The sequence below is a fragment of the Arthrobacter pascens genome (genome assembly GCF_017052465.1).
Taxonomy (GTDB): Bacteria; Actinomycetota; Actinomycetes; order Actinomycetales; family Micrococcaceae; genus Arthrobacter; species Arthrobacter pascens.
On record NZ_JAFHKT010000139.1, the window covers coordinates 48,142 to 70,240 of the forward strand.

The window sequence follows — 22,099 nt, forward strand, 5'->3', positions numbered from 1 at the left end:
ATACTATCAAAATAGCTTGGCGGGGCACAAGCAAAAACGCACGACGCCGGGCGGTGACCTTTTTGCGAAAAGGTGACCGCCCGGCGTCGTGCGTCTCATGCCTGCCGGATCTGATACTGCAGGAAGCCCTGAGGCCCGCTTACCTGGCGAGCAGTTCCTCCAGCCGCTCGTAGCCGTCGGTCATGCCGCTTTCCATTCCGGATTGGGCCATGCCATCCCGGGCCTCCTGCGTCGGGTAAACGGAGTGTCCCCGCAACCGGCAACGGCCGTCGCCGAGATTCTCGAAATTCATGAACTCGATGCTGACGACGTCCGGATAGCCGCTGAACTCGAAGGTCTGGATGGCGAACTCGTTCTCGCGGACGGTGTGGAAGATGCCGCTGAAGGCATACTTTGCGCCGTCCGGGCCGGTGTGGTTGTAGAGGTAGCTGCCGCCGGAGCGGAAGTCGTAATGGTCGATTTCCACGTTGGTGCCGCGCGGTCCAAGCCATTGCGTGATGAGTTCAGGCTCCCTGTGCGCCCGGAAGACATCTGCGACGGGGTAATCGAACTCCCGCTCCCAATCGATGAAGGGGACGCCGTCAGGAACGGTGAGTTTAAGCGCATTGCTCATTTTCTGTCCTTTTGACTACTGCCGCCGTGGGCGGCGTTGGAGTGGAGCACGGCATCAAGGCCGCGGAACTGCGCCTCGCGGACCAGCCGGTACTGGTCGATCCACGCGGTGAGCGCTTCGAGCCGTGCGGGGTTCAGGTGGACGGGCCGGCGCTGGGCATCGCGGCTGCGGGTGACCAGCTGCGCCTGCTCGAGGACCTGGATGTGCTTCGAAACCGCCTGCTTGGAGATCTCGAAGGGTTCGGCCAGTTCGTTGACGGTGGCAGGGCCCCGGCTCAGCCGGGAGATGAGGCGGCGCCGGACGGGATCGGACAGGGCCATGAAGGCCAAGTCGAGAAGGTCGTCGTCGTCCGTCGTGTCCACTGCCACTGCCTTCTAACTGGTGCTTATTAATCAACCTAGCTAATCAACCTAGCTAATCAACCTAACTAATCAACCTATTGGTTTATCAACCCTTCGGTTGTTAATCAGCGTAGACCTTGCCGCTCTCCGGGACAAGGGGTTAAACAAAGAAACGCGGGGCCACCTTGAGGCAATCCAGCAGATGGATTGGCCGGGGGTGACCCCGCGTCGCTTTCAGGGAGCTGATGTCCCTGTGGAACTACAGAGCTGCGTAAACCTCGCGCAGCAGCGTGGCGGTCTCGGACGGCGTCTTGCCGACCTTGACGCCGGCGGCCTCGAGGGCTTCCTTCTTGGCCTGGGCGGTGCCGGCGGAGCCGGAGACGATGGCGCCTGCGTGGCCCATGGTCTTGCCCTCCGGCGCGGTGAAGCCTGCTACGTAGCCGACAACCGGCTTGGTGACGTTGGCCTTGATGAAGTCCGCAGCGCGCTCTTCGGCGTCGCCGCCGATTTCGCCGATCATGACGATCGCCTTGGTCTCCGGGTCAGCCTCGAAAGCGGCCAGCGCGTCGATGTGCGTGGTACCGATGATGGGGTCGCCGCCGATGCCGATGGCGGTGGAGAAGCCAAGGTCGCGCAGTTCGTACATCATCTGGTAGGTCAGCGTGCCGGACTTGGATACCAGGCCGATGGGGCCCTTGCCGGTGATGTTCGCCGGGGTGATGCCAACCAGGGCTTCACCCGGGGTGATGATGCCGGGGCAGTTCGGTCCGATGATGCGGGTGACCTGGTTGCCGTCGGCGTCCAGCTTGGACTGGGCCAGTGCCCAGAACTCGGCCGAGTCCTGGACCGGAACGCCTTCGGTGATGACAACGACCAGGCCGATGCCCGCCTCGATGGCTTCAACAACGGCGTTCTTGGTGAAGGCCGGCGGAACGAAGACGATGGAGACGTCGGCGCCGGTCTCAGCGATGGCTTCCTTGACGGTGCCGAAGACGGTGATTTCGTTGTCGCCGTGCAGGACGGTGGTGCCGGCCTTGCGGGCGTTGACGCCGCCCACGATGTTGGTGCCGGCCTTGAGCATGAGGGCGGTGTGCTTGGTGCCTTCGCCGCCCGTGATGCCCTGGACGATGACCTTGGAGTCCTTGTTCAGATAAATAGACATGTTTTCTTTCCTAGATCTCGACAGGCTCGATCAGCGGGCTGCGTTGGCGAGCTCGGCGGCCTTGTCGGCGCCCTCGTCCATGGTGGCGGCCAGGGTAACCAGCGGGTGGTTGGCCTCGGCCAGGATGCGGCGGCCTTCTTCCACGTTGTTGCCGTCGAGACGGACAACCAGGGGCTTGTTGGCGGAGTGACCGAGCTCGGCCAGTGCGCCCACGATGCCCTTGGCAACAGCGTCACAGGCGGTGATGCCGCCGAAGACGTTCACGAACACAGACTTGACCTGCTCATCGCCCAGGATGACGTCGAGGCCCGCAGCCATGACCTCGGCGGAAGCTCCACCGCCGATGTCCAGGAAGTTGGCGGGCTTGACGTTTCCGTGGTTCTCGCCGGCGTAGGCGACGACGTCCAGAGTGGACATCACGAGGCCTGCACCGTTACCGATGATGCCAACCTCACCGTCAAGCTTGACGTAGTTCAGGTCCTGCGCCTTGGCCTTGGCCTCGAGCGGATCGGCAGCGTCCTTGTCCTCCAGGAGCGCGTGCTTGGCGTGGCGGAAGTCAGCGTTCTCGTCCAGGGTCACCTTGCCGTCGAGGGCAACGATGTCACCGGCGCCGGTCTTGACCAGCGGGTTGACCTCCACGAGGGTGGCGTCTTCCTTCTTGAAGACGTCCCAGAGCTTGAGGATGACGGCGGCGACTTTGCCGCGCAGTTCCTCAGCGAAACCGGCCTCGGCGACGATTTCGTCGGCCTTGGCCTGGTCGATGCCCACGGCGGGGTCGATGGCAACCTTGGCCAGCGCCTCGGGGCGTTCGACGGCGAGCTGCTCGATTTCCATGCCACCCTCAACCGAGCACATGGCCAGGTAGTTGCGGTTGGCCCGGTCCAGCAGGACGGAGAAGTAGTATTCCTCGGCGATGTCCGCACCCTGGGCGATCATCACTTTGTTAACAGTGTGGCCCTTGATGTCCATGCCCAGGATGTTGGTGGAGTGCTCAAGCGCCTCATCGGCGGACTTGGCAACCTTGACGCCGCCGGCCTTGCCGCGGCCACCGACCTTAACCTGCGCCTTGACGACAGTTACGCCGCCGATCTTCTCGGCAGCTGCCTTTGCTTCTTCAGGGGTATGCGCCACGATGCCAGCAAGCACGGGTACACCGTGCGCCTCGAACATATCGCGCGCCTGATATTCAAACAGGTCCACGGTTTAGTGTCCTTCTACGTCGAAGTAGTTTCTGTACAGCCGGAAAACACCACAGATGTGGACCGGACTGCGGAATAAACGCGCCCTGCGGCAGGTCCGGAGACGAGCCACGCAGCGCAATGCTCCTCTGGGAACTCTAGTCCTTAATGGGGACAAGCCCTTTCCAGACTACCTGTTATGTGAGTAAGGACACTATTCTATAGAGCGTAGAAAAACCGCATGATTACGGGGTTTTTGGGGCCTCCGGCGGTGAGGTGGAGGGCTTTTTGCCCCCGCCGGAGATGACTTCGTAATGATCGCGGCTGACGATGAACGCAACACCGCCCGTGACGTTGCCGCAGGCCACGCCGGAGTCGTACGCCGAACACCTCAGGCCGTTGCGTTCGAGGTTTCCATCCTCGGGGAGGACGGGCAGCGAGGCGATCACGCCGTCCCTGGTCCCCTGGGGCCCAAATGCGGATTCCATCGCGGTGACACCGGACCGGCACTCCCCGTAGGTGGCCCGGCCCGGCGTGAGCAGGGCGGCTCCCCCGAGATAGCCCAGGCCCGTTCCGCCGCAGTTGTCCCTGACGTCTCCAGCCTGTGGCTCGGGGTACACCGCCAACTCGCAGTGCGCCACGGGAACTGTGTCCAGTTTCCTGTTGGCTGAATCACCGAAGTTGTTCGATTCGTAGGGCAGGTTCAGGTGCGGGCCGCGGGCGGACGTCAGGGCGCACACGATGTTCCGGTCCGCCGTGACAAAGGCGAGCACGTCGTCGGCGGTCCTGAACGCGGCGGCGTCGGTCAGCGGCGCCCGCCGGAGCTGTTCGAGGGCCGGCAACGGCGGCGGCGGGGTGTACCCCGGATCCGGCACGGTGACGGAACAGCCCGTGCCGGACAGCACGGCGAGGACCGCAACCGCGGCAGTCGCCAGCGGCCTGCGCACCGCCACGGTCAGGCGTCGAGCTTGGTCAGCGGCGCGTAGCGCAGCAGCAGCCGCTTCTCGCCGACGTCGAACTTCACCTTCGCCACCGTCTTATCCCCCGCACCTTCCACTGCCAGCACCGTGCCGTTGCCGAAGCTGGTGTGATTGACCTTGTCACCCACGCTGACCGCGATCACTTCCTTTTGCGGCTGCACCCGGTTTTTCGCGACGGCGGCGGGAACGTCCGCGTTGAAGCCCGCCGAGGCGTCTGCTTTTCCGCCCCGGGCAGTCCCTGCGCCCCAGAAGGATCCGCCGTAGCGGCTGGAGCCGATCGATGCGCCGCTCCCCCAGCCGCCCGTCTGCCGGCTGGTGCCCTCGCGCTTCCATTCGACGAGTTCAGCGGGGATCTCCTCCAGGAACTGGCTGGCGGGGTTGTACTGGCTCTGGCCCCACATGCTCCGGACTTCGGAGCGGGTGACGTACAGCCGCTTCCGGGCACGGGTCAGGCCCACGTAGGCGAGCCGGCGTTCCTCGGCGAGCTCCTTCGGATCCGTGGCGGAGCGCTGATGCGGGAAGAGCCCGTGTTCCATCCCGGTGAGGAACACCACGGGGAATTCGAGGCCCTTGGCCGTGTGCAGCGTCATGAGGGTGACGACGCCCAGGCGCTTGGCCTCGGCCACCGCGGCGGCCATGTCTTCGGCGGTACCCGCGGGGGCGTCCGGGATCTGGTCGGCATCGGCCACGAGGGAGACCTGTTCCAGGAAGGCGCCCAGTGACCCCTCCGGGTTCTCCTGCTCGTATTCACGCACGACGGCGACGAGTTCCGCCAGGTTCTCCACGCGGGATTCGTCCTGCGGATCCGTGCTGGAGCGCAGTCCGGCGAGGTAGCCGGTCTGTTCCAGCACCGCTTCGAGCGCGGCGGCTGCGCCGGAGCCGGCGGCGACCTCGGCGAGGTCGTCGAGGAGCTTCACGAAGCCCAGCACGGCGTTGACCGAGCGGGTGGCCATGCCGGGTGCCTGGTCGGCGCGGCGTGCGGCGTCCATGAAGGAGGTCCGTTCACGTTCGGCCAAGGCGGCCACAGCGCCCTCGGCACGGTCGCCGATGCCGCGTTTGGGTTCGTTCAGGACGCGGCGGAGGTTGACGTCGTCGTCGGGGTTGACCAGCACGCGCAGGTAGGCGAGCGCGTCCTTGATTTCCTTGCGCTCGTAGAACCGCGTGCCGCCCACCACCTTGTACGGCAGCCCCACCCGCACCAGGACGTCCTCAATGGACCGGGACTGCGCGTTGGTGCGGTAGAAGATGGCGACGTCGCCGGGGCGGAGGTTGTCCTCGTCCTGCAGCCGGTCGATTTCCTTGGCGATGAACTGTGCTTCGTCGTGTTCGTTTTCGCCCACGTAGCCGATGATCTTGTGGCCTTCGCCCTCCGCGGTCCACAGCCGCTTCTCGGGCCGGTTCGGGTTGCGCGAAATGACGGAGTTGGCCGCACTCAGGATGTTCTGGGTGGAGCGGTAGTTCTGTTCGAGCTTGATGGTGCGGGCGTCGGGGTAGTCCTTTTCGAACTCCACGATGTTGCGGATGTCGGCGCCGCGGAAGGCGTAGATGGATTGATCGGAATCGCCCACGACGGTGAGTTCCGCGGCGCCGGGTCCCTCGCCCACGATTTCCCGGACCAGCGCGTACTGGGCATGGTTGGTGTCCTGGTATTCGTCCACCAGCACGTGCCGGAACCGCCGCCGGTAGGATTCGGCGAGCGCCGGGAAGGCACGGAACATGTAGACCGTCTCGGCGATGAGGTCATCGAAGTCCATGGCATTCGCCTGGCGCAGGCGCTGGGTGTAGCCCTTGAAGACATCGGCCACGGCCTGCTCGAAGGGATCGCTGTGGTTGGCCGAGGACGAATACGCGTCCGCGTCGATCAGTTCGTTCTTGAGGGCCGAGATCTTGTGCTGGATGGCCTTGGGCGCGAACTTCTTGGGATCCAGGTCCAGGCTCTTGGACACCTGCGTGACAAGCCGCAGGGAGTCCGCGGAGTCATAGATGGAGAAATTGGACTTCAGCCCCACGTTCGCGGCTTCGCGGCGCAGGATCCGCACGCAGGACGAGTGGAACGTGGAGATCCACATGGTCTTGGCCCGGCCGCCCACGAGGGCCTCGATGCGTTCCCGCATTTCGGCGGCGGCTTTGTTGGTGAACGTGATGGCCAGGATCTCGCCGTGGTGGGCGCGCCGGGTGGCAATCAGGTAGGCGATCCGGTTACTGAGCACGCGTGTCTTGCCCGAGCCCGCACCGGCCACGATCAGCAGTGCGCTGCCGGCGTGTTTGACGGCCTCTTCCTGCTGCGGGTTCAGCCCCTGCAGCAGGGCGCCGGCGTCAGGCAGAGCGGGCCGGGCCCAGTTGCCGGCCGCACCGCCGTCGGCTCCCGGCAGGGCGGGTTCCGGCTGACCGGGTTCCTGCTGGCCGGGTTCCCCCGAGATATGGCCTCCGCCGCCGAATTCGGCCGGTGCCAGGCCGGGTTCAGGGCGCGACTTGGTAAGGGCGGCCGTGTGGGTGCCGGCTTTGAAAGGTCCGTCAGCGTACGGGTCAAACAACATATCCATGGTGACTACAAGTCTAGGCGGTGGGGCTGACACTGGATTCCGCCCCTGTGGATAACCGCGGAGCTAGTCCACGGAGCCCGACTCGAGGGCCGCCCGCAACTGATGCACCGCCGTCGTGCCCCCTGCCATGAACCATTCCAGGCCGTTCACGGAGACGCTTCCCACGGCGCCACCGGCGGCGAGCACGATCGCTTTCCCGGGCAGCCAGTCCCATTCGGGGCAGCTGTGCTGGAACCAGCAGCCCAGCTCGCCGTCGGCCACACGCCCCAGGTCGCATGAACCGGAGCCGAGCATCCGCAGCGTGGCGGCCGACGTTGCCGCGGCATGCCACGGCATGGCGCACATGGGGTCCGCGAGCCAGCGGGGGTGGATGTAGGTGGCGGCACCGATGTCGGAGAGCGGCGCCGCGCTGCGGCCGGCCCCGTCCGTCTGGAACGATGTGAGGGGATCGCCGTTGAGGGTGGCCGCGCGTCCCCTGCCGCCCAGCCAGAGCTTGTCCTCCTCCGGCTGGAAGATGGCGCCGAGCAGCACGTCCGAGTCGTCTTTGAGGGCAATGGCGGAGCACCAGTAGGTGGAGCCGCTCATGAAGTTGTAGGTGCCGTCGACGGGATCGATGACCCATGTGCGGCCGCTGCTTCCGCGCACGGCTGCGCCTTCCTCGCCGAGGACGCCGTCCTCGGGCCGGCAGCGCTGCAGCTGCTCCAGCACATAGGCCTCGGCGGCGTGGTCTGCCGCTGTGACGATGTCGGACACCGACGTTTTCCGCTGGGAGTCAAGTCCCCCCTGCCGCATCATCAGGGCCAGCATTCCGGCTTCGCGGACCAGCGCGGACGCCAGCTCAAAGTCGTCGAGGGCGGGGCTCAGGTTCGCCGCGCTGTGTTTTCCCAGTTTGTGTCTGCCAAGTTCCGTCACGTCCCCAGCCTATCGGCGGCCACAGGCAGTGAACAGCCGGCAGTGAGGCGGCGGGAACAGGCCATGCGGCCCACAGACAGTGAACAAACGGCTGTGAGCCGGCGGGCGATAATGGACGCATGGCCAAGACTCCTGCACAGCGGATCAAGAAGCACGGCGCAAAGGCCGCGGTCCCCCAGCACCACCTGCCGCCGGTGATCAATCCCACCACGGACCGCACTCCGCAGAAGGCCCAGAACAACGGCAACCTCATCGTCATCGCGGGTGTGGTGGCCAGCCTGTTCCTCTTCTGGTACCTCCACCTGCTGACGCTTAACCAGCTCACGCAGCTCTCAGGCGGCCTGCCGATGCCCGATTCCCTCATCGGAGGCTTTGATCCGGGCTTCGTGGAGCAACTGCGCCGCGTCCTGAGCGGCGACGCGATCGGCCAGCTCAACTACCTCCATAAAACCGCCGGCACGCTTTTCCCGGTGATCTTCGGCTTCACGTGGCTCCTCCTCATCGGCACCAACGTGGCGCGGAAACCGCTCCGCTGGGCGATGTGGTCCCTCCCGCTGCTGTTCGTGGTGGCCCGGCTCTGGGGGAACGTGGCCATCGACGCCATGGTGTCCGCCCCAACGCTCGACGCCGGACAAGTCGCCCTGGCGTCCTTCCTCACCGTGGCGGGCTGGGTGCTGCTGGTGCTGAGCCTGCTTGCCGGCGGAGCCGCCGTCTTCCTTGGACGCCGTCCCTCGAAGCGTGCTGCGCAGGCCAGTCCCCCAAACCAGCCCTGACGCAGGCTCGGCAAGATAGGCACGGGAACATAGGCCCGGGAGACTAGTCCGCGCCGGCCCTGAGCGCCTTGTGGACCGCACGTTCGTGATGGACGCGCTGGGCCACGACGAGGCCGGCCGCACTCAGGCCGATCGTGATCGGATAGCCCATCAGCCGCTCCAACGTGCCGGGTTCGGGCACTTTCATGTCGGTCAAACCACCGGTGACCAGAGCGCTGAGGGACACGACCCCGCACGCGAGGATGAACCTGCCCAGCGGCGTCTGCCCCAGCCACAGCCCGCCCAGCAGCAGCAGCGCGAGGGATCCGGCGGCGAAGTACATGACGGCCCCCGTATAGTGCCACCTGGTGTCCATGTCCTCGGGCACCAGCCCCACAATGATGGTTCCGGCGCCGGCCGTTCCGGTGAGGACGCGCGTGCCAACCGCCGCGTACCACGGCACTTCGCCGCTGTGGCTGGCCGCCACCCGCACTCCGGGCCGGGCGGCAATCCGCAGCAGCGCCGAACTCAGCAGCAGGGCACCCAGCAGCATCCCCATCCCCTGCACCACAAACGAGGCGTTCATCAGCGGGTGTAGCGGCGAGCAGACGCTCCGTTCATGAAAAACGCCGCAAGAAACGGCGCCGAGGTCGCTGATGAAGCCGGTCCGGCGGTCATAGGGTTCGGGGCCGGCCCAGGCCCCGATCACGGCCGCCTCCGCCACGAAATACTGGACCACGCTGAGCACGGCCCAGGCACCGATGTACTGCCTCGTGGAGGCGGTGTCGGGAAGGAATGTTCCCCGGGCGGACGGTGCTTGTGCTGCGGCGGCCATGCCAAGAGCGTAGTACGTGCCGGTACCTTGTATGCTTGTAAGCGTGTCCGAACGGGCCGGCCCCCAGCTGGCAGCGACGGACGCCCGCCCTCGTAGCTCAGTGGATAGAGCACGGCTCTCCTAAAGCCGGTGTCGTTGGTTCGATTCCAATCGAGGGCACTTGAATCTGCAGCCGTACTCCGGGCTCCGCGCCTATCTGTTAGGCACGTCGCAGGCAGGCGCGTCCCAGGCAAACGCGTCCCGGGGACGCTGGTCCGTGGAACGGACCCTTTTCGACCGGGCAGCGGGCATCCGCGGAACCTTTACCGGCGTCGTGATCTTTTCCGAAACGGACGACGGCGGCCAGCTGCGCTTCCACGAGGAAGGCACCGTGCGCTGGCCTGCTTCGGACGGCGGAACCTTCACCGGCCCTGCCATGCGGGACTACCTCCTCAAGCCCACGGACTCCCCCGACGCCCTCGACATGACATTTCCCGACGGCCGCCCGTTCCACAGGATGAGCTTTTCCGTGGACGCAAGCCAGGACCAGCACTGGTGCGATCCCGACACCTACCGCGTCAGGTACTCGCTGCTCGGTCCCGACGCCTTCAGCTATGTCTGGGACGTCGCGGGGCCCCGCAAGGACCTGCTGCTGGAATCCGTGCTCCGCCGTCAGCCTGCGGCACACGATGGCGAACAGTTAGGCTCATACGCGTGAATCCGCGCATCATTGTCTCCGCCGTCTGCGTCTACGACGCCGCCGGACGGCTCCTGACCGTCCGCAAGCGCGGCACGGACAAGTTCATGCATCCGGGAGGGAAGCCCGAGCCCGGCGAGACTGCGGTGCAGGCCGCAGCGCGGGAGCTCGAGGAAGAAGTGGGGATCGTTGTTGACCCGCGCGAGCTGGAGCTCATGGGCGTGTGGCTCGCGGACGCGGCCAATGAGGCGGCAACGGAAATCGAGGCAACTGTGTTCCGCGCGCCGGGCACCTGGATTGCCCACCCCTCTGCCGAGATCGCGGAAATCCGCTGGCTGGACCTGGCGGCGGAGCTGCCCGCCGACCTCGCGCCCCTGCTCACGGACCACATCCTGCCGGCGCTGGCCGCACCGGACGCGCGGGGCACCGCCCACACCTGACGTCCCTCGTCCCGGCTTCACGGGCCCGCACATCACGCGTGCCTTCGACCCCTTCCATGCCTTCATCCGCCGCCCAAGGTTTTTCCAACCTGCCCGGCCTAGCCTTCGTCTTGTCGTGGGGGGCTGAAGCCAGACGGAGGCGTTGATGTTTCGAATTGTATCCGCAGTTACGGCCGCATTCCTGCTAGTCACGGGGTACGTTGCCGTGGTCCCGCACGACGATGCGTCCAGCGCGCCGCCCGGACCACACGAGCACATCCCGGTGCTGCCGGCCTCGGAGCCGGCCCAGCCGCCATTGCCACGGGACGGGTGGACGGTTTCGGCCAGCGACGAAGAGATTACGGGCGAGAACGGCGGGGCCGCCAACGTCCTTGACGGGAACCCCGCCACGTTCTGGCACACCAAGGGGTCCGCGTCTGCTGCCCCGGTGCCGCATACCCTCACCATCGACACCAAGGTGACGCAAAATATCTCCGGGCTCCGCTATCTCCCACGCGCCGACGTCGAGAACGGCCGGATCGGCAGCTTCGAGATCACGGTGAGCACGAACGGCACCACATGGGGCGCCCCGGTGGCCCACGGGACCTGGGCGGACAACAGTGCCGAGAAAAGCGTGACGTTCGCGGCCGTAACGGCGCGCTATGTCCGGCTGCAGACCACAGCCGAGGCCGGCAACCGCGGATCGTGGAGCAGCGCCGCGGAGGTCAACCTGATTGGCCAAAGCGACGGCGGCATGATGACCACCCTGGCTGTGAACGGGGCACAGGGATCCTGGGGTCCCACCATCAACTTCCCGATTGTTCCGGTCGCAGCGGCGCTGCTGCCCGGCAACAAGCTGATGGCCTGGTCCTCCTACTCCGCCACCACCTTCGGTGGCACGAATGGCTACACGCAGACGTCCATCCTGAACCTCGGCACCGGCGCGGTGACCCGGACCGCCGTGGCCAACACCGCCCATGACATGTTCTGCCCCGGGACCTCGATGCTGCCGGACGGGCGGATCATGGTCAGCGGCGGCAGCAACAGCACGAAAACGAGCCTGTACGATCCTGCGGCCAACACCTGGACCCGGGGACCGGCCATGACGATGGGCCGCGGATACCAGTCCAACGTGACCACGTCCACCGGTGAGGTGTTAACCCTCGGCGGATCATGGTCCGGCCAGGTCGGCAACAAACACGGCGAGCTGTGGTCCGCGGCCGGCGGCTGGCGGGCGCTGCCGAACGTGCTGTCCGACAATATCCTGACCGACGATCCCGATGGCGAATTCCGTTCCGACAATCACGCCTGGCTGTTTGCCGCCCCTGGCGGCCGGGTGTTCCATGCCGGGCCGAGCCGGCAGATGAACTGGATCTCCACCACCGGTGCCGGCAGCATCGCCTCGGCCGGCTTGCGGTCCGACAGCGCGGACGCGATGAACGGCGATGCCGTGATGTACGACATCGGCAAGATCCTCACCGTGGGCGGCGCGCCTGCGTACTCGGGCGTGGCTGCCACGCCGCGGGCCTACACCATCGACATCAACAACGGAGCCACCGCGGCCCGGACCGCGGACATGGCCGTCAGCCGGTCGTTCGCGAACGGGGTCGCGCTGCCTGACGGCAAGGTGCTTGTGGTCGGCGGTCAGGCCACCCCCGTTCCATGGACCGACACCAACGCCAGGATGTCTCCGGAAATCTGGAACCCGGCGACCGGACTGTGGACCACGATGGCTCCGATGGCCATTCCCCGGACCTATCACAGCGTGGCCCTGCTGCTCCCGGATGCCCGGGTGTTCGTCGGCGGCGGCGGGCTGTGCGAGGGGGACTGCAACACCAACCACCTGGACGGAGAGATCTTCACCCCGCCGTACCTGCTGAACGCCGATGGCAGCGCGCGCGTCCGGCCGAGGATCGCGGCTGCACCAACGTTCGCCACACCCGGCAGCACGATTGCCGTGACCACCGGGGCGCCGACCACCAAGTTCTCCCTGATGCGGATGAGCACGGTGACCCACACCGTGAACACCGACCAGCGGCGGATACCGCTGACCGCAACTGCGGTCTCGGGCAACACCGCGTCGCTGAGGTTGCCGTCGGATCGCGGCGTGCTGGTGCCGGGCAACTACATGCTCTTTGCACTGGACGCCAACGGCGTGCCGAGCGTCGCCTCGACGATCAACATCGGTACCACGCCACCTGCCCCCTCCGGGCCGAGCATCGCCAGTGCCGCTGATACCGTGGCGGCCGGAGCCGACGGCGTGCTGTGGAACTACCGGGCCACCGGCGCTGGCGGTATCCAGCCGCGGCACATGATCGGCAGCGGCTGGGCCGGCCTGGCTAAGGGGTACGTGATCGACTGGAACAGCGACGGCGTCTACGACATCGTCGCCCAGTGGAAGGACGGGCGGCTGAATTACTACCTTGGAAAGCACGGTGGAGGATTCGCTCCGGCCCAGTCCCTCGGCGGAGGATGGGGCAGTTACCACGTGACGGTCGGCCGCTGGCGCACAGCCGACAAGTACCCTGGCATCCTGGCCTACGACGCGGCCGGAAGTCTCTGGTACTACGGCAACGGAACCGGAAAAACGTTGTCGCCGCGCACCTACGGCGGAAGCGGATGGCGTGGCCTCTACCTCACCATGGCTGACTTCGACCAGAACGGGACGCAGGACCTCCTCGCCAAACGCAGTGACGGCAGCCTCCTGCTGTACCGCTCCAACGGAACCGGTGGCTTCGTCAACCAAACCAGGCCTGTGGTCGGCACAGGGTGGAACAGCATCAACAGCATCACCAATGTGGCTGGATTCACCCCCGGAAGTAACGGACTCATCGCCCGGCTCACCGACGGCCGGCTAGCCCACTACCCCTACAGCAAGGGGACCTGGGGTACCCGGACCTTCATCAGCGGGGGCTGGGGCCCCTACAACATCTTCCGGTAGCGCCCCAGCAAGCGGCCGGACGGCCTGGCATATGGGCAGGGCCCTGGAGACATTCCTCCAGGGCCCTGCCCATGTCTCTGCCACCGACCTGATGGCTGGGTAGAGCTAGAGCTCCGGGACGGCTTCCTCAGCCACTGCGGTGGCCTCGGCGAACTGCGTCCGGTACAGCTCGGCGTAGCGGCCGTCGGCGGCGAGCAGCGCCGTATGGGTGCCACGCTCCACGATCGAGCCGTCCTCCACCACGAGGATGACATCGGCGGCGCGGATGGTGGACAGCCGGTGGGCAATCACGACGGCGGTGCGCCCCTCGAGTGCCGCGCCCAGCGCCGCCTGCACGGCGGCTTCGTTGGTGGAGTCCAGTGCAGCTGTTGCCTCGTCCAGGATGACCACGCGTGGCTGGGCGATCAGCAGCCGGGCGATGGTGAGGCGCTGGCGCTCCCCGCCGGAGAGCCGGTAGCCGCGTTCCCCCACCACGGTGTCCAGCCCGTCCGGAAGCGACCGGATCATGTATTCAAGCCGTGCTTGGCGCAGCACATCCCACATGTCCTCGTCGGTGGCGTCGGGACGCGCCAGCCGCAGGTTGGAGGCGATGGATTCGTGGAAGAGGTGCCCGTCCTGGGTCACCATCCCGAGGGTGGCGCGCATCGAGTCGAACGTCAGGTCGCGGACGTCCAGCCCTGCTGCGGCACCGCGGCCGCCGAGGCGCACGGCGCCGGAGTCGACGTCGTAAAGCCGCGAGAGCAGCTGCGCGATGGTGGATTTCCCCGCCCCGGAGGAGCCCACCAACGCCACGGTCTGCCCCGGTTCCACCCGGAAGCTGATGCCGTGCAGCACCTCTTCGCCGCCGCGCGTGTCCAGGGTGGAGACTTCCTCCAGCGACGCCAGGGAGACCTTGTCCGCCGAAGGGTAGGCGAACCGCACATCGTCGAATTCCACGGCGACGGGCCCCGGCGGGACCTCCACGGCGTCCGGCTTTTCCTGGATGAGCGGCTTGAGGTCAAGGATTTCGAAGACGCGTTCAAAGCTGACGAGAGCGCTCATGATCTCCACGCGGGCGTTGGACAGTGCGGTGAGCGGCGCGTAGAGGCGGGTGAGCAGCAGTGCCAGCACAACGACGTCGCCCGGTGCGAGCTGGCCTTCGATGGCGAGCCAGCCGCCCAGACCGTACACGAGGGCGAGCGCGAGGGCCGATACCAGCGTCAGCGCGGTCACGAACGTGAACTGCAGCATCGCGGTCCGCACGCCGATGTCACGGACGCGGCCGGCACGCAGGGCGAACTCGCGGGATTCGTCGGCGGGGCGGCCGAAGAGCTTGACGAGGGTGGCACCGGGGGCCGAGAAGCGTTCCGTCATCTGGGTGCCCATGGCCGCGTTGTGCTCCGCGGCTTCGCGGCGCAGGTCCGCCAGCTTGGAGCCCATCCGCCGGGCAGGGATGAGGAAGATGGGCAGCAGGACCATGGCCAGCACGGTGACCAGCCATGAGGTGTTGAGCATGACCACGAGGGTGAGAATGAGGGCGACGACGTTGCTCACCACCCCGGACAGCGTGCCCGCGAAGGCCGACTGGGCACCGATGACGTCGTTGTTCAGCCGGCTGACGAGGGCGCCCGTGCGGGTCCGGGTGAAGAAGGCAATGGGCATTTTCTGCACGTGGTCGAACACCCGGGTGCGCAGGTCAACAATGACCCCCTCGCCAATGGTGGAGGACAGCCAGCGGCTCACCATGCCCAGCGCCGCTTCGGCGACGGCCACGGCGGCGATCAGCGCCGCCAGGCGGATCACTTCGCCCGTGCCGGCCGCAGCCACGATGGCATCAACCACCTGGCCGGCAAGGACCGGTGTTGCCACGGCCAGGAAGGCCATGGCCACCGACACGGCCACGAAGGCGATGAGCTTGCCCCGGTGCGGCCGGGCGAAGCCCATGACGCGTTTCAGCGTCTCCTTGGAGAACGGCTTGGAGCCGCTCTTGGCCCGAGTGATGTTGTACAGCGAGCGCCAGGCGACGCCATCCATGCTCATTTTTTCTGCTCCATTTTTCCGGTCATGGCTTCAGTGACCACGCCGTTGCCCACGTTCCAGCGCGCATCAAGCCGGACATTCTCCAGGAGGCGGCGGTCGTGGGTGACCAGCAGGAGCGCGCCCTCGTAGCTCTCCAGGGCTTCCTCCAGCTGTTCGATCGCCGGGAGGTCCAGGTGGTTGGTTGGCTCGTCCAGGACCAGCAGGTTGACACCGCGGGCCTGCAGCAGGGCCAGGGCGGCACGGGTGCGTTCACCCGGCGAGAGCGAGTCCACGGCGCGGGACGTGTGGTCGGCCTTGAGGCCGAATTTAGCCAGCAGGGTGCGGACCTCTGCCGGTGTCTGGTCGGCCAGCACAGCTTCGACAGCGTCGCCCAGCTTTAGGTGGCCGGCCAGCAGCCCGCGGGCCTGGTCGATCTCGCCGACGGCCACCGAGGCCCCTCTGGAGACGTTCCCGGAATCCGGTTCCTGAAGGCCGAGCAGCAGGCGGAGCAGTGTTGACTTGCCCGCACCGTTCGGGCCGGTGATCCCGATCCGCTCACCGGCGTTGAGCTGCAGGTTGACCGGTCCGAGCGTGAAGTCGCCCTGGCGGACCACGGCGTCCCGGAGTGTCGCCACCACGGAGCTGGACCGCGGCGCCTGGCCGATACTGAACTGCAGCTGCCATTCCTTCCGGGGCTCGTCCACGACGTCGAGCCGGGCGATGCGCGATTCCATCTGCCGGACCTTCTGCGCCTGCTTCTCGGATGACTCGGTGCTGGCCGCACGCCGGATCTTGTCGTTGTCCGGGTTTTTCTTCATCGCGTTGCGGACGCCCTGGGAGCTCCACTCGCGCTGGGTGCGTGCCCGGGACACCAGATCCGCTTTCGTGGAGGCGAACTCCTCGTACCGTTCGCGGGCGTGCCGGCGGGCGACGGCGCGCTCCTCGAGGAACGCCTCGTAGCCGCCGTCGTAGACTGCCACCGAGTTCTGGGCGAGGTCCAGCTCAACGATCGTGGTCACGCAGCGGGCCAGGAACTCGCGGTCGTGCGAAACCAGCACGGCGCCTCCGCGCAGCCCCTGGACGAAGGCCTCCAGCTTGGCAAGGCCGTCCAGGTCGAGGTCGTTCGTGGGCTCATCCAGCAGCACGATGTCGAAGCGGCTCAGCAGCAGGGCGGCGAGCGCCACCCGTGCGGCCTGGCCGCCCGAAAGCCCCGTCATGTCCGCGTCCGCCCCGACGTCCAGGCCGAGGTCGGCGAGGACAGGGGGAATCCGCTCGTCCAGGTCGGCTGCGCCGGAGGCCATCCAGCGGTCGAAGGCCAGGGAGTACGCATCGTCCGTGCCGGGGCCTCCCCCGCCGAGCGCCTCGGCTGTGGCCTCCATGTCGGCGGTGGCGCTGGCGCAGCCTGTGCGGCGGGCAATGTAGGCGCCTACCGTCTCGCCGGCGACCCGTTCGTGTTCCTGCGGGAGCCATCCCACGAAGGCGTCCGCGGGAGCCAGGCTGACCGTTCCGTCCTGCGGCTCATCCACTCCGGCAAGGAGCCGGAGCAGGGTGGATTTGCCGGCTCCGTTCGCCCCGACCACGCCGACCACGTCCCCGGGCGCCACGGTCAGGGAAAGTCTTGAGAAGAGGGTGCGGTGGTCATGACCGCCCGCCAGGTCCTTCGCAACTAGGGTTGCCGTCATCTGTCCATCCTCTCACCGCTGCCCGGATCGGCCCGAAATTCCGGCGGGCATGAAAGAACCCGCTGGTCCGGACTTGGGGGGTGTACGGACCAGCGGGTTCGAGAAACTAGCATAGTGGAAGCAGCGGCCCGCGTAAAATCGATAGTGCCGGCAGCTACCATCGTGCCAATCATTCGTTCAGCAGAGAGCGTTCCATGCCACTCCCCGCCAAAGCGTTCCAGCGCTGGCTGCACGGCATTGCACCCGACACCAGCATGGCCGACGTCTGCAGGCTGTCGCAGGTCAAGCGAACCACCCTGGCGCAGCAGCTCGTCCGGGGCAAAGTGGCCGAGGCAACCGTGGTCAGCATCAGCCGGGCGTTCAATGTGAGTCCTGTAACTTCCCTTGCCTACTTCGAGGTGTACCGCGACCTCGCCGGTCCCCTCGTCCCGCCCACCAGGCAGGAGCTGGTCAGCCAAATCGCCACCGTGGACCTGCTGCGCGCGGTCATCGCCCGCACGGCACCGGAAGAAGGCGGCGGCGGGGCCGAGGAGTCAACGGCCCGGCCCGCCGAATCATGGGAGCTCAGCCCCGTACCCCACGCAACCTCCGTGAAGAACTGGGTGGACGCAATCGACGACGGCGAACTCCGGCACCGAGTCTCTGCCGCCACGGGAATCGCCCCGCAGAATTATTCCGCGCAGCTGACCGCGAACCGGCTTGCCCCCGAAGTGGCGATCGCCACCTCCCGGGCTGCCGGCGTCGGACTGGCCGGCGGACTGGTGGCCACCGGACTGATCACGGAAGCCGAAGCAGGCTGGGCGGCGGGCGCCCGCAGGGCCGCCCTGGACGGGCTGTCCGACGGCGAACTCACCGCACTCGCGGGAGATCGCCTCCAGACTCTCGGGAAGGCGCTGCGCCGTCAGGAACATGACCAGGAACAAACCGAGAAAATCTGGGAGAATCTGGGATGATCGAGATCCTGCAATGGACCACCCTGGTGGCGTGCGCTGCGGCTACCCTGTCCCGGATCCCGAACCTGGTCCGCAAGAAAAACAGGTCCCTCTTCTACATCTTTGCGTTGATGACCGTGGCCACGCTCCTGAGCATCAAGGCCCCGTATCTGGCAATCGATGGCATGCTGGGCAACACGAACGTGGCCAACCTCCTGTTGCGCTTCATCATCTTTGGCGCCATCTACTTCCTCGGCATGCGGATCGCCAAAGGGTTCGGAGACGTCCACGGCCTGCAGTTCATCCGGGGACGCGCCGGAACCGTGGTCCTGGGGCTGATCTCCCTTGCGCTGCTGATTCTGTTCGCCCTCATGGACAGCGAAGGCTCGTCCGTGGGAATGATGGATGTCTACGCCAAGGACGAACGGAACAGGCTCCTGGTGGAGTACTACGGTGCCGCCGGCCGCGCCTACCCTGCCTACGTGTGCCTGGCCATCCTGCCTGCCATGCTGCGCGCGGCGGGCAGCACCCTGCCGGCCATGCTCCGGATCAGCGCCCTGCTCCTGGCGGTAGGCGGGATAGCCATCACGCTCAGCCTCCTCTTTCCGGTGATTCCGCCCGCGCTGGGATACCTGACCTTCATCATCAACTACACCGCCATCCTGTGCTTCGTCTTCGGCCTGATGCTGATCTGGCTGGCCAAGGCGATGGCCCGCAGGAAGGTCCCGGAGCATATCCGGAAGCCCGCCGGCACCTAGCAGTCCACCAGCAAACCAAAAAGATCCGGGGGTACCCCGCATGGTCGAGATCCTGCAATGGACCACCTTGATCGTTTGCGCCTTGGCCGCCGTCTTCCGTATTCCGAGCGCCCTGCATGGCAGGAACCGGTCGCTCTTCCTGGTTTTCCTGCTGGCCACCGCGGCGTCCGTGCTGAGCCTGGAGCCGTTCTACCTGGCCATCGATGGCGCCGTGGGCGGTATTAATATTGCCCACCTCCTGTTGCGGCTCATCGTTTTTGCCACGATTTACCTGGTGGCGCTGCTCGTGTGCAAGGCTTTTGGGGCCGCCGGCTCCCAGCATCTTATCGCGGGTCCGGCAGGTCTCGCTGTGCTGGGCATTTTCACGGCTGCCCTGGTGACCGTCTTTGTACTGATGGAGCCGGAAGCTTCCTCGGTGGGGCTGGCGGGAATCACTGACACGAGCGCCCGGAACGCCGCGCTGCTGCCGTTCTACTGGGCCGTTGCCCGGGGCTACCCGGTGTACGTCGTGGTGGCCCTGCTGCCCGCCCTGATCCGGACGGTCAACAGCCGCCTGCCTGCCCTCGTCCGCGTCGGCGCGGGCTTCATGGCGGGCGGCGCAGCGGCCACTGCTGCGGGGTTCCTGCTTGAATTCACCGGCCCCGGGCCTGGCGTCCTGCGCTCAGCTGTCAACAATGCGGCCGTGGTCTTCTTCGTGCTCGGACTGGGATTAGTGTGGCTGGCCAGGGTGAGGGCAATCGGTTCCCGCAGGCCAGGGGAAAGACGCGGGACGTCATCTACTGAAAGGTAGCCTGATGGGATTCACAAAATCATTAGATCGTGAGAGAATCATGAATGTGTGAAAGCAGCTGCTGCCTGGGCCTCCGTTAATCCGGAGGACCGTGGCGCCTGCCGGAGCATACATTGGGGGGATGAGTGGTGGCGGCCGTTGGGGACCGCCCCCACTCAGCCTGTTTAAGGCCTGGTTCCGGCCCCCGTATGATGGCGAAATAAAAGGACGTCACCCGGGCGTTGCCGGTACGAAGCCCCTACGCAGCCAGCAGAAGAAGGAACCGCCATGAACCGCCTCCATACCCGCCGCAGTGCAATCGCCGCCTCTCTCGCCGGCCTGGCGCTGGCACTGTCCGCCTGCGGCGGCTCGCAGGCTCCGTCGGCAACCAGCGGCTCGGATACCTCGCTGAGCGATGTGAAGTCCAAGGGCGAGATCGTGATCGCTACGGAGGGCACGTACAAGCCGTTCAGCTTCCACGCCGAAGGAGCGGGCGACCTCACCGGGTTCGACGTCGAAATCTCCAAGGCTGTGGCGGACAAGCTGGGCGTGAAGGCCAAGTTCGAGGAGACCCAGTTCGACGGGATCTTCGCCGGCCTTGACGCAAAGCGCTTCGACACCATCGCCAACCAGATCTCCGTCAATGCCGAACGCAAGGCAAAGTACGACTTCTCCACTCCGTACACGGTCTCCACCGGCGTCATCGTGACCAAGGCGGACAACAGCAGCATCACGAGCTTCGAGAGCCTCAAAGGCAAGACCACGGCCCAGTCGCTGACGAGCAACTTCTACAAGATGGCCGTGGACGCCGGCGCAAACGTCCAGTCCGTTGAAGGCTGGGCGCAGGGCGTGACGCTGGTCCGCCAGGGCCGCGTGGACGCGATCGTCAATGACAAGCTCACCTACCTGGATTACGCCAAGACCAATCCGGACTCTGGCCTGAAGATCGCCGCCGAAACCACGGAAAAGTCGGAAAGCGCGTTCGTCTTCCGGAAGGGTTCCACGGAACTCACCTCAGCCGTGGACAAAGCCCTGGCAGATCTCAGGGCGGACGGCACCCTGGCCAAAATCTCGGAGAAGTACTTCGGCGCGGACGTCACGAAGTAAATGCCGTTCAACTGGGACCTCGTCTGGAGCTCCTTCGGCCCGATCATTGCCGGTGCTGTCACGGGCACGATCCCGCTGACCCTGGCCTCGTTCGCGTTCGGCCTGGCCCTGGCGCTGCTGGTGGCGCTCATGCGGCTCAGCCGAAACGCCGTGATCTCCGGGGCGGCTCGGTTCTACGTGTCCGTGATCCGCGGAACGCCGCTGCTGGTACAGCTCTTCGTGATCTTCTACGGCCTGCCCAGCCTGGGCGTGAAACTGGATCCCTGGCCCAGCGCCATCATCGCGTTTTCGCTCAACGTCGGCGGCTATGCGGCGGAAGTGATCCGGGCGGCCATCCTCTCGGTCCCCAAGGGCCAGTGGGAGGCCGGACACACCATCGGCATGTCGCGGGGACAGTCACTGCGCCGCCTCATCCTTCCGCAGGCGGCCAGGGTATCCGTGCCACCGCTGTCCAACACGTTCATCTCCCTGGTCAAGGACACCTCGTTGGCCTCCCTGATCCTGGTCACCGAACTCTTCCGGAACGCCCAGCAGATCGCTGCCTTCAGCCAGGAGTTCATGGTGCTGTACCTTGAAGCCGCGCTGGTCTACTGGGTCATCTGCCTCGCGCTGTCCTCGGGACAATCCGCCCTCGAAAAGAGATTGGACCGCTATGTCGCCCACTAGCCCGCCCTCCGGTGCTCCCTCAGGCGAGCCCGGCCGCGACGGCAGGCCCCAGCCAAAACCCGTGCTGTCGGTCCGCAACCTGGCCAAAGCCTTCGGCAGCAACGTGGTGCTCCGGGACATCGACCTGGACGTGCGCCGCGGGAACGTGGTAGCCCTCATCGGGCCTTCGGGCTCCGGCAAGACCACAGTGCTCCGTTCGCTGAACGGACTGGAAACGCCCGACGCCGGCACCGTCACCTTCGCGGACACCGCCACCGGCAAGGACCTGGCGCTCGACTTTTCCGCCAAGGTGGCCAAGAAGGACATCTCGGACCTGCGCGACCGCAGTGCCATGGTCTTCCAGCACTACAACCTCTTTCCGCACATGACGGTACTGCAGAACGTCATCGAAGGCCCGGTCCAGGTGCAGAAGCGCAAGCGCGCAGAAGCCGTCGCCGAGGCGGAGAAACTGCTGGCCCGGGTCGGCATGGCGGAAAAGCGCGACGCCTACCCGTTTGAGCTCTCCGGCGGGCAACAGCAGCGGGTGGGCATTGTGCGCGCCCTCGCCCTGAAGCCCCAGCTTCTGCTGTTCGACGAACCCACGTCAGCCCTGGACCCGGAACTCGTTGGCGATGTCCTGGGCGTCATCCAGGAACTGGCCGAAGAGGGCTGGACCATGGTGATCGTCACGCACGAGCTCGCCTTCGCCCGGCAAGTGGCCGACGAGGTCATCTTCATGGACGGCGGCGTTGTGGTAGAGCGCGGACCGGCGGCAGAGGTGCTGCGGGCGCCGCGCCAGGAACGCACCCGTCAGTTCGTCCGGCGGCTGCTTCACGAGTTCTAGCGGCACGTTTTT

General features: G+C 66.3%; 20 protein-coding genes and 1 tRNA gene. 11 read left to right on the top strand and 10 right to left on the bottom strand.

Annotated elements, in window-relative coordinates:
• Positions 1-139: 139 nt before the first annotated feature.
• From JYA52_RS11935 to JYA52_RS11965, 7 genes are all read right to left on the bottom strand, one after another.
• Positions 140-613: an SRPBCC family protein gene (locus JYA52_RS11935; RefSeq protein ID WP_205653397.1), complete on the bottom strand. Its 474-nt coding sequence runs from the start codon at positions 611-613 to the stop codon at positions 140-142.
• Positions 610-933, bottom strand: a complete 324-nt coding sequence (locus JYA52_RS11940) for an ArsR/SmtB family transcription factor (protein ID WP_205653447.1) — start codon at positions 931-933, stop codon at positions 610-612. The genes JYA52_RS11935 and JYA52_RS11940 overlap by 4 nt, the downstream gene beginning before the upstream one ends.
• Before the next feature lie 280 nt (positions 934-1,213).
• Entirely contained in the window at positions 1,214-2,116 is a 903-nt protein-coding gene (sucD, locus tag JYA52_RS11945; protein ID WP_205653398.1) for a succinate--CoA ligase subunit alpha, read from the bottom strand.
• Between the two features lie 30 nt (positions 2,117-2,146).
• Positions 2,147-3,316 (bottom strand): ADP-forming succinate--CoA ligase subunit beta, encoded by a 1,170-nt coding sequence (sucC, locus tag JYA52_RS11950; RefSeq protein WP_205653399.1) that lies wholly within the window; start codon positions 3,314-3,316, stop codon positions 2,147-2,149.
• 223 nt (positions 3,317-3,539) lie between these two features.
• A complete protein-coding gene (locus tag JYA52_RS11955; RefSeq protein WP_205653448.1) occupies positions 3,540-4,241 on the bottom strand; it encodes a hypothetical protein in 702 nt (233 codons plus the stop codon).
• 8 nt (positions 4,242-4,249) lie between these two features.
• On the bottom strand, positions 4,250-6,811 hold the full coding sequence (gene pcrA / locus JYA52_RS11960; protein WP_372433826.1) for a DNA helicase PcrA: 2,562 nt from the start codon (positions 6,809-6,811) through the stop codon (positions 4,250-4,252).
• A 69-nt stretch (positions 6,812-6,880) separates the two neighbouring features.
• The gene (locus JYA52_RS11965) at positions 6,881-7,729 is read right to left on the bottom strand and encodes an inositol monophosphatase family protein (protein WP_205653401.1); all 849 of its coding nucleotides are present in this window, start codon (positions 7,727-7,729) and stop codon (positions 6,881-6,883) included.
• A 119-nt stretch (positions 7,730-7,848) separates the two neighbouring features.
• Between JYA52_RS11965 and JYA52_RS11970 the strand changes: the two genes are divergently transcribed.
• Positions 7,849-8,502: a hypothetical protein gene (locus JYA52_RS11970; protein ID WP_205653402.1), complete on the top strand. Its 654-nt coding sequence runs from the start codon at positions 7,849-7,851 to the stop codon at positions 8,500-8,502.
• A 43-nt stretch (positions 8,503-8,545) separates the two neighbouring features.
• On the opposite strand, the gene JYA52_RS11975 is transcribed toward JYA52_RS11970, so the two are convergent.
• The gene (locus tag JYA52_RS11975) at positions 8,546-9,316 is read right to left on the bottom strand and encodes a hypothetical protein (protein WP_205653403.1); all 771 of its coding nucleotides are present in this window, start codon (positions 9,314-9,316) and stop codon (positions 8,546-8,548) included.
• 86 nt (positions 9,317-9,402) lie between these two features.
• On the opposite strand from JYA52_RS11975, the gene JYA52_RS11980 reads away from it, so the two are divergent.
• The 4 genes from JYA52_RS11980 to JYA52_RS11995 all read left to right on the top strand — a co-directional run bounded on the left by JYA52_RS11980 (position 9,403) and on the right by JYA52_RS11995 (position 13,352).
• A tRNA-Arg gene (locus JYA52_RS11980) sits at positions 9,403-9,475 on the top strand.
• 1 nt (position 9,476) lies between these two features.
• On the top strand, positions 9,477-10,013 hold the full coding sequence (locus tag JYA52_RS11985) for a DUF6314 family protein (RefSeq protein WP_240460250.1): 537 nt from the start codon (positions 9,477-9,479) through the stop codon (positions 10,011-10,013).
• The gene (locus JYA52_RS11990; protein ID WP_205653404.1) at positions 10,010-10,432 is read left to right on the top strand and encodes an NUDIX hydrolase; all 423 of its coding nucleotides are present in this window, start codon (positions 10,010-10,012) and stop codon (positions 10,430-10,432) included. The genes JYA52_RS11985 and JYA52_RS11990 overlap by 4 nt, the downstream gene beginning before the upstream one ends.
• Before the next feature lie 145 nt (positions 10,433-10,577).
• Positions 10,578-13,352, top strand: coding sequence for a galactose oxidase family protein (locus JYA52_RS11995; protein ID WP_205653405.1), 2,775 nt, complete (start codon positions 10,578-10,580; stop codon positions 13,350-13,352).
• Positions 13,353-13,457: 105 nt separating this feature from the next.
• Here JYA52_RS11995 and JYA52_RS12000 read toward each other — a convergent pair whose 3' ends face one another.
• Together JYA52_RS12000 and JYA52_RS12005 are read right to left on the bottom strand one after the other, a co-directional pair.
• A complete protein-coding gene (locus JYA52_RS12000) occupies positions 13,458-15,371 on the bottom strand; it encodes an ABC transporter ATP-binding protein (protein WP_205653406.1) in 1,914 nt (637 codons plus the stop codon).
• Positions 15,368-17,032 (bottom strand): ABC-F family ATP-binding cassette domain-containing protein, encoded by a 1,665-nt coding sequence (locus JYA52_RS12005; RefSeq protein WP_205653407.1) that lies wholly within the window; start codon positions 17,030-17,032, stop codon positions 15,368-15,370. The genes JYA52_RS12000 and JYA52_RS12005 overlap by 4 nt, the downstream gene beginning before the upstream one ends.
• Before the next feature lie 194 nt (positions 17,033-17,226).
• On the opposite strand from JYA52_RS12005, the gene JYA52_RS12010 reads away from it, so the two are divergent.
• From JYA52_RS12010 to JYA52_RS12035, 6 genes are all read left to right on the top strand, one after another.
• Complete coding sequence (locus JYA52_RS12010) at positions 17,227-17,985, top strand: hypothetical protein (protein ID WP_205653408.1); 759 nt, start codon at positions 17,227-17,229, stop codon at positions 17,983-17,985.
• Positions 17,982-18,722 carry a hypothetical protein gene (locus JYA52_RS12015; protein ID WP_205653409.1) on the top strand — a complete coding sequence of 247 codons (741 nt, stop codon included), beginning with the start codon at positions 17,982-17,984 and terminating at the stop codon, positions 18,720-18,722. Before JYA52_RS12010 ends, JYA52_RS12015 begins: the two co-directional genes overlap by 4 nt.
• A gap of 40 nt (positions 18,723-18,762) precedes the next feature.
• Positions 18,763-19,512, top strand: coding sequence for a hypothetical protein (locus JYA52_RS12020; protein WP_205653410.1), 750 nt, complete (start codon positions 18,763-18,765; stop codon positions 19,510-19,512).
• A gap of 267 nt (positions 19,513-19,779) precedes the next feature.
• Entirely contained in the window at positions 19,780-20,598 is an 819-nt protein-coding gene (locus tag JYA52_RS12025; protein ID WP_205653411.1) for an amino acid ABC transporter substrate-binding protein, read from the top strand.
• Positions 20,599-21,264 (top strand): amino acid ABC transporter permease, encoded by a 666-nt coding sequence (locus JYA52_RS12030; RefSeq protein WP_205653412.1) that lies wholly within the window; start codon positions 20,599-20,601, stop codon positions 21,262-21,264.
• Entirely contained in the window at positions 21,251-22,087 is an 837-nt protein-coding gene (locus JYA52_RS12035; RefSeq protein WP_240460251.1) for an amino acid ABC transporter ATP-binding protein, read from the top strand. Before JYA52_RS12030 ends, JYA52_RS12035 begins: the two co-directional genes overlap by 14 nt.
• The last annotated feature ends 12 nt before the right edge of the window (positions 22,088-22,099 follow it).

Coding starts and splice junctions, on each gene's coding strand:
- JYA52_RS11940 (WP_205653447.1), bottom strand. CDS start 933: ATGGCCCTGTCCGATCCCGTCCGGCGCCGCCTCATCTCCCGGCTGAGC.
- JYA52_RS12000 (WP_205653406.1), bottom strand. CDS start 15,371: ATGAGCATGGATGGCGTCGCCTGGCGCTCGCTGTACAACATCACTCGG.
- JYA52_RS12015 (WP_205653409.1), top strand. CDS start 17,982: ATGATCGAGATCCTGCAATGGACCACCCTGGTGGCGTGCGCTGCGGCT.
- JYA52_RS12005 (WP_205653407.1), bottom strand. CDS start 17,032: ATGACGGCAACCCTAGTTGCGAAGGACCTGGCGGGCGGTCATGACCAC.
- JYA52_RS12010 (WP_205653408.1), top strand. CDS start 17,227: ATGCCACTCCCCGCCAAAGCGTTCCAGCGCTGGCTGCACGGCATTGCA.
- JYA52_RS11975 (WP_205653403.1), bottom strand. CDS start 9,316: ATGGCCGCCGCAGCACAAGCACCGTCCGCCCGGGGAACATTCCTTCCC.
- JYA52_RS11970 (WP_205653402.1), top strand. CDS start 7,849: ATGGCCAAGACTCCTGCACAGCGGATCAAGAAGCACGGCGCAAAGGCC.
- JYA52_RS12030 (WP_205653412.1), top strand. CDS start 20,599: ATGCCGTTCAACTGGGACCTCGTCTGGAGCTCCTTCGGCCCGATCATT.
- JYA52_RS12025 (WP_205653411.1), top strand. CDS start 19,780: ATGAACCGCCTCCATACCCGCCGCAGTGCAATCGCCGCCTCTCTCGCC.
- JYA52_RS12035 (WP_240460251.1), top strand. CDS start 21,251: ATGTCGCCCACTAGCCCGCCCTCCGGTGCTCCCTCAGGCGAGCCCGGC.
- sucD (WP_205653398.1), bottom strand. CDS start 2,116: ATGTCTATTTATCTGAACAAGGACTCCAAGGTCATCGTCCAGGGCATC.
- JYA52_RS11935 (WP_205653397.1), bottom strand. CDS start 613: ATGAGCAATGCGCTTAAACTCACCGTTCCTGACGGCGTCCCCTTCATC.
- pcrA (WP_372433826.1), bottom strand. CDS start 6,811: ATGTTGTTTGACCCGTACGCTGACGGACCTTTCAAAGCCGGCACCCAC.
- JYA52_RS11995 (WP_205653405.1), top strand. CDS start 10,578: ATGTTTCGAATTGTATCCGCAGTTACGGCCGCATTCCTGCTAGTCACG.
- JYA52_RS12020 (WP_205653410.1), top strand. CDS start 18,763: ATGGTCGAGATCCTGCAATGGACCACCTTGATCGTTTGCGCCTTGGCC.